Source organism: Streptomyces sp. CA-146814 (assembly GCF_050942385.1).
In the GTDB taxonomy this organism is placed as follows: domain Bacteria; phylum Actinomycetota; class Actinomycetes; order Streptomycetales; family Streptomycetaceae; genus Streptomyces.
Genome location: NZ_CP192068.1, coordinates 4925421 through 4937089 on the forward strand (window position 1 = coordinate 4925421; position 11669 = coordinate 4937089).

At 72.4% G+C, this 11669-nt stretch carries 8 protein-coding genes and 1 riboswitch; of the genes, 3 read left to right on the forward strand and 5 right to left on the reverse strand.

All coding sequences use genetic code 11. The features are described 5' to 3' along the window. Window positions 1-10: 10 nt before the first annotated feature. Complete coding sequence (locus ACQP09_RS22195) at window positions 11-1243, reverse strand: NlpC/P60 family protein (RefSeq protein WP_433402190.1); 1233 nt, start codon at window positions 1241-1243, stop codon at window positions 11-13. Continuing rightward, a riboswitch (cyclic di-AMP (ydaO/yuaA leader) is annotated at window positions 1242-1409 on the reverse strand. It overlaps the preceding gene by 2 nt. A gap of 270 nt (window positions 1410-1679) precedes the next feature. Between ACQP09_RS22195 and pcrA the strand changes: the two genes are divergently transcribed. After that, window positions 1680-4121 carry a DNA helicase PcrA gene (pcrA, locus tag ACQP09_RS22200; RefSeq protein WP_433402192.1) on the forward strand — a complete coding sequence of 814 codons (2442 nt, stop codon included), beginning with the start codon at window positions 1680-1682 and terminating at the stop codon, window positions 4119-4121. Between the two features lie 114 nt (window positions 4122-4235). Here the strand turns inward: pcrA and ACQP09_RS22205 are convergent, their stop codons facing one another. Further along, window positions 4236-5867: a peptidoglycan DD-metalloendopeptidase family protein gene (locus tag ACQP09_RS22205; RefSeq protein ID WP_433402194.1), complete on the reverse strand. Its 1632-nt coding sequence runs from the start codon at window positions 5865-5867 to the stop codon at window positions 4236-4238. 205 nt (window positions 5868-6072) lie between these two features. Then, entirely contained in the window at window positions 6073-6945 is an 873-nt protein-coding gene (locus ACQP09_RS22210) for a lipase family alpha/beta hydrolase (protein ID WP_433402195.1), read from the reverse strand. Window positions 6946-7237: 292 nt separating this feature from the next. Between ACQP09_RS22210 and ACQP09_RS22215 the strand changes: the two genes are divergently transcribed. Continuing rightward, entirely contained in the window at window positions 7238-7651 is a 414-nt protein-coding gene (locus ACQP09_RS22215; RefSeq protein ID WP_073877772.1) for a cobalamin B12-binding domain-containing protein, read from the forward strand. Window positions 7652-7827: 176 nt separating this feature from the next. Here the strand turns inward: ACQP09_RS22215 and ACQP09_RS22220 are convergent, their stop codons facing one another. Then, complete coding sequence (locus tag ACQP09_RS22220; protein ID WP_433402197.1) at window positions 7828-9450, reverse strand: DUF5691 domain-containing protein; 1623 nt, start codon at window positions 9448-9450, stop codon at window positions 7828-7830. Between the two features lie 175 nt (window positions 9451-9625). Then, window positions 9626-11044, reverse strand: a complete 1419-nt coding sequence (locus tag ACQP09_RS22225) for an SWIM zinc finger family protein (RefSeq protein ID WP_433402199.1) — start codon at window positions 11042-11044, stop codon at window positions 9626-9628. A 151-nt stretch (window positions 11045-11195) separates the two neighbouring features. Here ACQP09_RS22225 and ACQP09_RS22230 point away from each other — a divergent pair, with 151 nt between their 5' ends. Next, window positions 11196-11642, forward strand: coding sequence for an MmpS family transport accessory protein (locus ACQP09_RS22230; RefSeq protein WP_433402201.1), 447 nt, complete (start codon window positions 11196-11198; stop codon window positions 11640-11642). Window positions 11643-11669 lie beyond the last annotated feature (27 nt).

Genomic DNA, 11669 nt, shown 5'->3' on the forward strand with positions numbered 1-11669 from the left:
CGCCCCGGCGCTACGCCGGACGCACGCTACCGTAGATCGGCATGGAGTAGATCGACTCCTCGCGGACGTTCGCTCCCGGCTTCGGTGAGTGGATCATCATCCCGTCGCCCTTGTAGATGCCGACGTGGCTGATGTCGTCGTAGAAGAAGACCAGGTCCCCGGGCTGGAGGTCGGACGTGGCGACCCGCGTGCCCACCTTCACCTGGTCCCAGGTGGTCCGGGGCAGCGTGACGCCGGCCTCCCGCCAGGCCGCCAGGGTCAGCCCCGAGCAGTCGTACGAGGACGGGCCCGACGCCCCCCACACGTACGGCTTCCCGATCTGGGCGCGCGCGAAGGCCAGCACCTTTTCGGCCTTGGCGGCGTAACCGCTGCCGACCCCGGTGCCCGTACCCGTACCGGACCCCGGACTCGTTCCCGTACCGCTGCCGGAGCCGGATCCGGAGCCGGATCCGGAACCCGAGTCGCTGTCTCCGCCGGACTCCTTCGCGGCCTCCTCGCGCGCTTTCTTCTCCGCCGCCTCGCGCTCCTTGGCCTCGGCGGCCTGGCGGGCGGCGAGGCGCTCGGCCTTCTCCTTGGCCTCGGCCTCCTTCTTGCGCTCCAGCTCCGCCAGCCGCGCCTTCTCCTCGGCGGTCAGCTGCGCGAGCAGGGACCGGGCCTCGGTGAGCTTCGTCTGCACCTTCTGCTTGCTGGAGCGGAGCGTGGTCTGCGCCTCGGTGAGCGACTCCAGGCTCTGCACGGCCTCCGCGCGCTTCTTCGACGCCGCGGCCTGCTGCGTACGGAAGTCGTCGACGGCCTTCTGCTGCCGCTCCGTCGACCGGCTCATCAGCCGGCTCTGGTCGAAGTACGCCTGCGGATCGTCCGCCAGGAAGAAGGTGGCGGTCGGCGCGATGCCGCCGGTGCGGTACTGCTCGGCCGCAAAGGCGCCCAGCTCCCGGCGGGCCTCGTTGATCCTCTCGGTCCGCTTCGCCACGTCGGAGAGCAGCGTGTCGACCTTGGTGCGCTGGGCGGTGGAGGCGGCCTTCGCCCGGTTGTACTGCTGGGTCGCGCTGCCCGCCTGCCGGTAGAGCTCGTCGACCTTCTTCTGCACGTCCTCGATGGCCGGCTTGGGCTCGGCGGGGGCCGCGGTCGCGCTCTGCGTGGAGAGCAGCGTCACAGAAGCCAGCGCGGCCGTCGTGAACCCGACGGCAGGGGTGGTCGTGCGCACCTTCGTGCGCGGCTTGCGATGCGATGCCAAGACCGGCATCTCCTTCCGTGGACCGCCTACCGGGTTAGCTGTCGGGTTCGGACGGAACGGAAGGCTGTCCTACGGTCCGTTGTGCGAGGGTACGGACCGATTCACCCCGGTTGTGCGTGTGGGTCCCCGGTTCCGAACTGCTGGGAGGGCAGCACGGATTCGGCAGAGGTGACCGTGAGACGCGGTTCGTCTCAGGGAGATTACGGATCACCTGACCGAGCACGCTAGCCAACCGGTGGCACCGCTGGGAAGGAGGATGAGCGATATGCCCGATACATTTTCGTGACCTTTCCGGATCCGCGGCCCCGCACCCCCTCCGACCGGGCGTTCCTTCACGGAACGTGGACGTCCGCTCTCCGTGCGTACGGCCGGGAACGGTCCCTTCCGGGCCGCTTCCGGCCTTCGGCGGAAGGTTGTCAGTGCGGCCGCCTAGACTCGGGAGGCGATGAGCAGCCTCTTTGACGACAACTTCCTGACCGGCCTCCAGTCCGCGGAGGACGGCCCGCCGCCGCCCCCCGAGGACCACGCACCCGAAGCGGTGCCGGAGGGGCTCTTCGAGGGCGTCTACGACGCGCCCCCGCCGCCCCGGGACGGGTATTACCGCGACGGCCACCCGCGCCCGGTGATCGACTCCGCCGCGCTGCTCGACGGGCTGAACACCGAGCAGCGCGCCGCCGTCGTGCACGCCGGGTCCCCGCTGCTCATCGTCGCCGGGGCCGGCTCCGGCAAGACCCGGGTGCTCACCCACCGCATCGCCCACCTGCTGGCCGAGCGCGGCGTGCACCCGGGGCAGATCCTCGCGATCACCTTCACCAACAAGGCCGCGGGCGAGATGAAGGAGCGCGTCGAGCAGCTCGTCGGCCCGCGCGCCAACGCCATGTGGGTCATGACCTTCCACAGCGCGTGCGTCCGCATCCTGCGCCGCGAGTCGAAGAAGCTCGGCTTCACCTCGTCGTTCTCGATCTACGACGCCGCCGACTCCAAGCGCCTCATGGCCCTGGTCTGCCGCGATCTCGACCTGGACCCCAAGCGCTACCCGCCGAAGTCCTTCACCGCCAAGGTCTCCAACCTCAAGAACGAGCTCATCGACGAGGAGACCTTCGCCGGGCAGGCCGCCGACGGCTTCGAGAAGACCCTGGCCCAGGCGTACGCGCTCTACCAGGCCCGCCTGCGCGAGGCCAACGCGCTGGACTTCGACGACATCATCATGACGACGGTCCACCTCCTCCAGGCCTTCCCGGACGTCGCCGAGCACTACCGCCGCCGCTTCCGCCACGTCCTGGTCGACGAGTACCAGGACACCAACCACGCCCAGTACACCCTGGTACGGGAGCTGGTCGGCCCGTCCGGAGAGGCCGCCGACGCCCCGGCCGAGCTGTGTGTCGTCGGTGACGCGGACCAGTCGATCTACGCCTTCCGCGGCGCCACCATCCGTAACATCCTCCAGTTCGAGGAGGACTATCCCAACGCGAAGACGATCCTCCTGGAGCAGAACTACCGCTCCACGCAGACGATCCTCTCCGCCGCCAACGCGGTCATCGAGCGCAACGAGAGCCGCCGCCCGAAGAACCTGTGGACCAACGCCGGATCCGGCGCCCGCATCACCGGCTATGTCGCAGACACCGAGCACGACGAGGCGCAGTTCGTCGCCGAGGAGATCGACCGGCTCACCGACAAGGGCGACGCCAAGGCGGGCGACGTCGCCGTCTTCTACCGCACCAACGCCCAGTCCCGTGTCTTCGAAGAGATCTTCATCCGCGTCGGCCTGCCCTACAAGGTCGTCGGCGGCGTGCGCTTCTACGAGCGCAAGGAGGTCCGGGACGTCCTGGCCTACCTCCGCGTCCTCGCCAACCCCGAGGACACCGTCCCGCTGCGCCGCATCCTCAACGTGCCCAAGCGCGGCATCGGCGACCGCGCCGAGGCGATGATCGACGCCCTGTCGATGCGCGAGAAGATCTCCTTCCCGCAGGCGCTGCGCCGCGTCGACGAGGCGTACGGCATGGCGGCCCGCTCCTCCAACGCCGTCAAGCGGTTCAACACGCTGATGGAGGAGCTCCGCACGATCGTCGAGTCCGGCGCCGGGCCCGCCGTCGTGCTGGAAGCGGTGCTGGAGCGCACGGGCTATCTCGCCGAGCTCCAGGCCTCCACCGACCCGCAGGACGAGACCCGTATCGAGAACCTCCAGGAACTCGCCGCCGTGGCCCTGGAGTTCGAGCAGGAGCGCGGAGAGGACGAGGGCAGCGGCACGCTCGCGGAGTTCCTGGAGAAGGTCGCGCTGGTCGCCGACTCCGACCAGATCCCCGACGAGGACGAGGACGGCTCCGGCGTCATCACGCTGATGACGCTGCACACGGCGAAGGGCCTGGAGTTCCCGGTCGTCTTCCTCACCGGCCTGGAGGACGGCGTCTTCCCGCACATGCGGGCCCTCGGCCAGACCAAGGAGCTGGAGGAGGAGCGCCGCCTGGCGTACGTCGGCATCACCCGCGCCCGCGAGCGGCTCTACCTCACCCGGGCCGCCATGCGCAGCGCCTGGGGCCAGCCCTCGTACAACCCGCCCTCGCGGTTCCTGGAGGAGATCCCGGAAGCGCACCTGGAGTGGAAGCGCAAGGGCCCGATGGCTGCCCCGGCCGGACCCACCTCGGGCATCACGTCCTCGCTCTCCTCCTCGCGCGCCCGCTCCGGCCCGTCGGGCTTCGCGACCCGGCGCTCGACGGAGAAGCCGACGGTCACGCTGGTGGTCGGCGACCGGGTCACGCACGACCAGTTCGGGCTCGGCACGGTGACGGCCGTCGAAGGCATCGGCGACCAGGCCAAGGCGACGGTCGACTTCGGCGACGAGCGCCCGAAGAAGCTGCTCCTGCGGTACGCGCCGGTCGAGAAGCTGTAGTCGGGAAGCCGTAGTCGAGAAGCTGTAGAGCCGACGACGTTACGGGAGAGGGGCGGGACGGCTGATCGCAGCCGTCCCGCCCCTCTCCCGTTGCTTACGCGCGTTCCGGTTCCGTCAGGTCGGCTCGACGCCGTGGCTGCGCAGCCACGCCAGCGGGTCCACCGAGGCCCCGCCGCCCGGCCGCACCTCGAAGTGCAGGTGCGGGCCGGTGGAGTTGCCGGAGCTGCCCGCGTACGCGATGACGTCGCCGGCCTTCACCGGGCCGGAGCGGATCTTGGTGCTGCTGAGGTGGCAGTACCAGGTCTCCGTACCGTCGGCCATCGTCACGATCGCCATGTTGCCGTAGGCGCTGTTGTACTGCGTGCGGACGGTGCCGTCGGTCGCGGCCATCACCGGGGAGCCGTAGCCGACGGGGAAGTCGATGCCCGTGTGCACGGACATCCAGTTGACGCCCGCCTGGCCGTAGTAGGCGCTCAGCCCGTGCTGCTTGACCGGCAGGACGAACTTGGGGCGCAGCGCCTCGCGGCGTGCGGCCTCCTCCTCGCGCTTCTTCTTCTCCTCGGCCTGCCGCTGCTTGAGGTCGATGCGCTCCTGCGTACGGCTGGCGCGCTGGCGGAAGTCGTCGCTGCCCTCGGAGAGCTGCTCCAGCTGGCTGTCGAGCTTGTTGTTCGCGGCGACCGCCTTGACCGTGCTCGGATCGGCGACGGCCAGCGAGGCGGTCTTCTCCGGCTTCTCCTCGTCGCTGATCCCGCTGACGGAGGCGGCCGCGATACCGGCGACGCTCATCACGCAGGCGGAGGGGACCGCGACGGTCAGGAGGGCGGACCGCTTGGCGGGGCTCCTGCGGCGGGCCCGGCTGCGCGGGGCGGGGGCGCGGACGACGGTGCGGTCGACGGAGAGCGGGGGGGCTTCGGGGGTGTCGCCATCGCTGCCGTCGCCGTCGGGGGTGGCGGCTTCCGGAGCGAGGCCGGTCGCGTGGTCGGCTTCTTCGAGGACGGCGAATTCGGTGGTGCCGAACTCGTCTTCGGGCGTCTGCTGTTCGTACGGCTGATGCGAAGTCTGTTCGGGTTCGTACGCGGCGTCCTCGGGCGTGGCGCCGGAGTTCCAGGCGGTCGCGTCGTAGGCGCCGGTGTCGTACGTCCCCGTGTCGTACGCCCCGGTGGTGAAGGCGGTGGCGTCGTACGCGCCCGTCTCGTCGGCGCCGATCGTTCCGTACGCGCCGGTGTCGTAGGCGGCGGTGTCGTACGTCCCCGTGGCGTGCGTGCCGGTCTCGTACGCGTCTGTGCCGTACGAGCCGTCGGTGGCGTACGCGGTGCCCGTGCCGTACGTGGCGTAGGCGCCGGTGCCGTAGCCGTCCGTCTCGTAGGCGCCGGTGCCGTAGCCGTCCGTCTCGTAGCCGCCGGTGCCGTACGAGGTCGCGCCGTACGCCGCCGTGGTGAACCCGTCCTGGTCGGTGGGCTGCTGTTGCCAGACCGGTGTCGGGCCGGTGTCCCACTGCTGGGGGTCGGCGGTGTGGGTCGGAGCGGCGTACGCGTCGTACGTGACGGTCTGCTGCGCGCCCGTGTCCCAGGCGGAGGAATCGTACGAGCCGCTGTGGGCACCATAAGAGGTGTCGTAACCGGAAGCCGCGTAATCCGTGGTCTCGGAACCACCGGGGAGGGAACCGAAGAGCGGGTCGGTGTCGAAGCTGCCGGTCGATCGGGTGTCGTACCCGACGGGCCCGGCGTGGGGGTGCTGGTCGTTCACCAACTTCTCTCTCGCCTCGGCAGCAGGACTGTTCGGGATCCCGGTGAGGGGGGTCCCAAGGGGAAGCAGTGGCCGCGACTGTACCCGGCAGTATGTGAGGACGACAATCTTCGGCAGGTTTTGCGTCCTCAGGAAACGGGCAATCGGCCGCCTTTCGGTGGACGGCAGGCAGAGGCTTGGCCCTATGTTCGAGAACTGTTCTATTTTAAGCGACAGAGGTCGTTCCGGTTGAGGGTGCTGTTCCCTCCCGGGCCTCCTGTGGTTCCAGAGCCGCATGGGCCGTCGGCTCCAGAGCCTCATGGACCGCGGCGGCGACCGCCGGGTGCACCGGCAGCGCGAGATGGCCGATTCCGGTGACGCGTACGTTGACGGCGTCGAGGTCCGGATGGTCGACGCAGGCCGTGTCGACCGGGACCATCACCTGGTCCAGCTCGCTCCAGAAGCTGACGAACCGGGTCCGGCAGCCGGGTGCGGGACGGCGCAGCTCCGCGATCAGGGTGGAGCCGGGGCGCATCTGCCGCACGACGGGGTGGAGGCCCGCTCCGGGCGCGACGGTGGTGCCGCCGTGCGGGGTGCCGAGAGTGACGAGGGTGCGCACCCGGTGGTCGCCGCCGAGCCGTTGGACGTAGTAGCGGGCGATGAGGCCGCCGAGGCTGTGCCCGACGATGTCGACCTCGCGCTGCCCGGTGCGGGCGCAGATCTCCTCCACATGGCGGCCGAGCAGCTCGGCGGCGGTGCGCAGGTCGCGGGTGAGCGGCGAGTAGTTGAGGGACGTCAGATGGCGGCGGCCGTGGCGGGCGAGCGCGCGGCGCAGCAGGACGAAGACGGAGCGGTTGTCGATGAACCCGTGCAGCAGGACGACGGGCCGTTCGGCGGTGGGGGAGCCGGGCAGGGAGCCGGCTTGCGGCGGCCGGTGCGGGGTGCGGCGCTCCTGGGTGAGGCCGAAGGGGTAGGCGGCCAGGTGGCCGGTGAGGACGATCAGCTCCAGCACGGTGGCGCCGAGCAGCGCGGTGGAGAGCCGGGGGCCCGGCAGGCCGGGGCGGCGGGGCAGCAGGGAGGGGAGAGGGAGGGGCTTCATCGCGGCCTCCTGGACGGGCGGGCACCGGTGAGCACCGGGAGGCGGCGACGGGCCGTACCACCGTGCCGTGCGGCTGGCGGCGCGGTGGTACGGCGACCTCGTAGCGGCTCTCCAGGGGGTGTCCCGCGCGGCCGGATTGCCGCGGTTCTCCGGGGACCGGGCCTGGCGAACATGTCCCACGTGTGATTTCCCCCTCCCCGCCTGCCGCGAAACGGCGGCTTGCGGGATGCTGTGGATAACGTTCGTTCACATCCCCGGCCCTTCAGGCGCGGGAGACCATGTGGAGGCAGTGATGGGTGTGACCGGTCCGATCCGTGTGGTGGTGGCCAAGCCGGGGCTCGACGGCCATGACCGCGGGGCCAAGGTGATCGCGCGGGCGCTGCGGGACGCCGGTATGGAGGTCATCTATACGGGGCTCCACCAGACGCCTGAGCAGATCGTCGACACCGCGATCCAGGAGGACGCCGACGCGATCGGCCTCTCGATCCTCTCCGGCGCGCACAACACGCTGTTCGCGAAGGTGATCGAGCTGTTGAAGGAGCGGGAGGCGGAGGACATCAAGGTGTTCGGTGGCGGGATCATCCCGGAGGACGACATCGCGCCGCTGAAGGAGCTGGGCGTGGCGGAACTCTTCACGCCGGGCGCGACGACGACCGAGATCGTCACCTGGGTGAACGCCAACGTCCGCCAGCCGGCGCAGGCCTGAGCCGGGGGTCGTACGCGCGTACGTGGCCGTACCGCGTGCGCGGCGGGGAGCGGGGGTCCGTACCGCGTCCGTGGCCGGGAGCGGGGGCGGGGGCGTACCGCGTACGTGGCCGGAGGCGGGCCCCGGCTGTCGGCCCCGGGGCGTGGCGGCCGGGGCAGGAGCCTGGGGCCGGGGCGTCAGGTGGCCAGCTCCGCCTCCATCGCGGCGCGCAGCCGCAGCGTGGAGACCAGGCGCTGGAACGCCTCCGCCCAGTAGCCGCCCGCCCCCGGCGACGCGCCCTCCTGCTCGTCCGGGGTGGCCGTGAGGACCTCCAGGCGGTCGGCCTCGGCCGGGTCCAGGCAGCGCTCGGCCAGGCCCATCACCCCGCTGAAGCTCCACGGGTAACTCCCGCCGTCCCGCGCGATGTCGAGCGCGTCCACCACGGCGCGCCCGAGCGGGCCCGTCCACGGCACCGTGCAGACCCCGAGCAGCTGGAACGCCTCCGACAGCCCGTGTGCGGCGATGAACGCGGCCACCCAGTCCGCCCGTTCGGCTTCTGACAGCACCGCCAGGAGCTTGGACCGCTCGGCGATCGACGCGGGGCCGGGCGAGCCGGCCGGAGGCGCCGCCGCCGCACCCAGCAGGGCCCGCGCCCACTCCGGGTGGCGCTGGCGCACCGCGGCCCGGCACCAGGCGGCGTGCAGCTCGCCCGCCCAGTCGTCGGCGACCGGCAGCGCCACGATCTCCGCCGCCGGGCGCCCGCCGAACCGCTCCTGCCAGACCCCGAGCGGCGTGGCCTCCACCAACTGCCCGAGCCACCAGGACCGCTCACCCCGGCCCGTCGGCGGAACGGCCGCCACCCCGTCGCGTTGCATCCCGGCATCACACTCGTGCGGCGCCTCCACCGCGATGGACGCACCCGCCCCCGTACGGTCGGGATTCACGCACGACATCGCGCGGGCCGCCATCCGCCCGGCGAAGGCCGACGCGGGCAGGGCGGAGAGCAGCTCGGCCGCCGTGGCGCGCACGTTGCGGCTGCGGTCGGCGAGCGCCTGCTCCAGGAACTCCTCGTCGCCTTCCCGGAGCCCGTTCCGCAGGGAGTCCAGGAACATCAGCCGGTCCTCGGCCCGCTCGGTGGACCAGGTCGTGGTGAGCAGGGCGAGCGCGGCGGCCGGATCCCGCGTCCGTACGGCGTCGAGCAGCGCGACCCGCTCCGCGAACAGTCCCTCGTCCCACAGCCGGCGCACCGCCTCCGGATCGTCGGTGTCGGGGACGAGCGAGCCTCCGGCGGAACCGCGCAGCGCGAACTTCCACTCGGGGTTCAGCGCGGCCAGCCACAGCCCGAGCGGCCCGGCGAACGCGAGCGCCTGCGGCCGCAGGTCGGTGCGGGCCCGCGCCGCGTCCAGCAGCGGCGGCACCAGCGCGGCCGGAGGCCGGAAGCCGCGCCGGTTGGCGGTGGCCAGCCACTGCGGGATGAGCTCGGTGAGGTCGGGCGCGGCCCCGCGCCGCCCGGAGGAGCTCGGCGCGGCCCGGTCGGCGAGCAGCTGCCCGAGCCGGTGCCGGGCGGCCTCGGGCAGCTGCGGGCGCGGGTCGAGCGGCGCGGGCACGGGCCTGGCCCCCGCCGCGGCGGGCAGCAGCCCGGCCCGCCGCCGCACGGTGTGCAGCGCGGCGGCGTCCAGCAGGGCGGCCGGGCCGTCGGCCGGTACCGGGCCTCCGGGCGCGGCCGGCGGGCGGCGGTCGGTGCCGAGCAGGGCCGAGGTGACCAGCTCCTCCCAGGAGAGGGAGGCGAGGGGGTGGGCTGCGGTGGTGGTGGGAGGCATCGGGTCCCCTTCTGTGGCGTTCAGGTCATCGAGCGAGGGTGTCCGGCGGGGGGTGCCCGGCGGTGGGTGGTGGGCGGTAGCCGTCAGCGGCAGGCAGGAGGGCAGGCGGCCCACACGGGCGGAAGCGGCGGGCGCGGGCGGTCGGCGCGGTGGCCCGACCGCTGCCCCGTACGGGTCAGATGAGCCGCACGGTCCCGTCCGAGGTGCCCCCAACTCCACCTCCACCGCGCGCCTCCCACGCCGCGTACGGCTCGAAGCCCCGGTGGCCCAGCTCGCCGAAGACCGTGACCGGGGCGCCGCCGGAGAGCGCGACGAGCTTCCACAGGCCCGGCCGGGACAGCGCCGCCTGAGTGAGAGGCAGCGCGGACTCGCTCTCCGCGTCGGCCAGTTGCCAGCCGTCCTCCGACGGCACGGGTATGACGTCCCGCAGGGTGACCGGCCAGGCGTCGAGCCACGGATCGCCCCGCAGCGCCTCTCCGTACGCGGCGAGTGCCGTCGCCGTGGAGCTTCCCGGCGGTGGCGGGGTGTCGGGCGTCGGCGCGGGCGGGGGGAACTGGCGCCCCAGGTCGGCCCGGAGGCCGCCGCCCGGGTACGGCGTCAGCTCGGCGTCGATCGTGATGCCCACCGGCAGCGCGAGGTCCGGGGCCCGGCCCGCCGCGCCGAAGGAGAGCAGCAGGGCCGTGCGGCCGGAATCACTCCCGTACAGCCAGATCCGCCGCGTGGTGAGCCGGCCGTCCGGCGTGTCGTACTGCGCGAGGACCAGCCACCGGTCGCGGACCGGCGGGCCCTCGGCGGACATGGGCAGCCCCACCCGCGTACGCACCGTGGCGGCCATCGGCTCCGGCAGCCGCTCCCGGCCCAGCCACGCCGTGTCCAGCAGATGGAGCAGACCGCACTCCTCCAGCAGCCGCACCGGCCAGCCCGGACCGGAGCCGGGTATGGCCCCCAACTCCCGGACCCGGCCCGCCAGTCCGGGCGCCTGCGCGTCGACCATGCGGGCGGCGGTCTCCTCCCACAGCGTGTACCCCGTGCGGTCGGCGGTCGCGAGCCCGCCGCGCAGCAGGTCGGTCAGGCGCTGCTCCAGCTCCTGCGCCCCCGAGGTGACCCGCTCGGCCCGCCGCTCCGCCCGCTTCCTGGCGGCCGCGCTGTCGGCCGGGCCGGAGACCGGCTCCCCGCTCGCGACGGCCTCCTGCCTGGCCTGCTTGGCCTCCGCCCGTCCCCGCCGGCCCTCCAGCCACTGCGCGGCCCAGTCCGCCGGCTCGCCCCGTGGGACGGACCCGTCGCCGGAGGCCCGGAGCAGCATCAGCCCCAGCGCGTGCTTGCACGGGAACTTACGGCTCGGGCAACTGCACTTGTACGCGGGCCCCGTGGTGTCGACCACCGTCTGGTACGGCTTGCTCCCGCTTCCCCTGCACAGCCCCCACACCGCCCCCGATCCGTCGAAGCCGGTGCCCGACCAGTGTCCGGCCGAGGCCAGCTTGTTCCCCGCCTTGCGTGATGCGTCGTCAGGAGCCAGGGACAGCACCTGCTCCACCGTCCAGCGCGCCACCGGTTCCGTGGCGGGCAAGGGTTCTCCCCCGTGAGATAGCAGCATGTCAACGACGGTAGGCGTCACCACTGACAATCGCCTTGACCTGGGCGTTCGATGGCTGCCGGTCCGTTTGACTTTACTCGCCCTTTGCGTTTTCCTGCGATCTCCGCGCCTGGAAGGGATCCGGTCGCGGACCGATCCAGGGGGGTCCCACATGAAGCACACCCACCGCACCGGCGGCCGTCTGCGCGCGGCTGCCGGCGCCCTCGCCGTCACCGGCCTCGTGTTCGCTCTCGGCGCCTGTTCGGCCGAGTCGGTGGACGAGGCGGTCGGCAAGGCGGTCGACAAGTCCGTGGACGAGACGTACGAGGTCACGTACGAGGTGACCGGCACGAGCGTCGACGAGATCGCGTTCCACGGCGGAGGCGGCGACGCCATGAACCCGAAGCTGGAGACCGTCACTTCGCCCACCCTGCCGTGGAAGAAGACCGTGACGCTGCGCGGCATCATGCCGCCCGCCGTCATGCCCATGGCGCTGGAGGCCGGTGGCGCCGACGTCACCTGCAGCATCACGTACAAGGGCGAGGTCATCAAGGAGGCGAAGGGCGAAGGCATGCTCACGGCGGGCGGCTGCGTGGCCGTCTCGCCGATCGTGGGCTGACCGAGGCCGGGCAGGCCTGGCCACAGG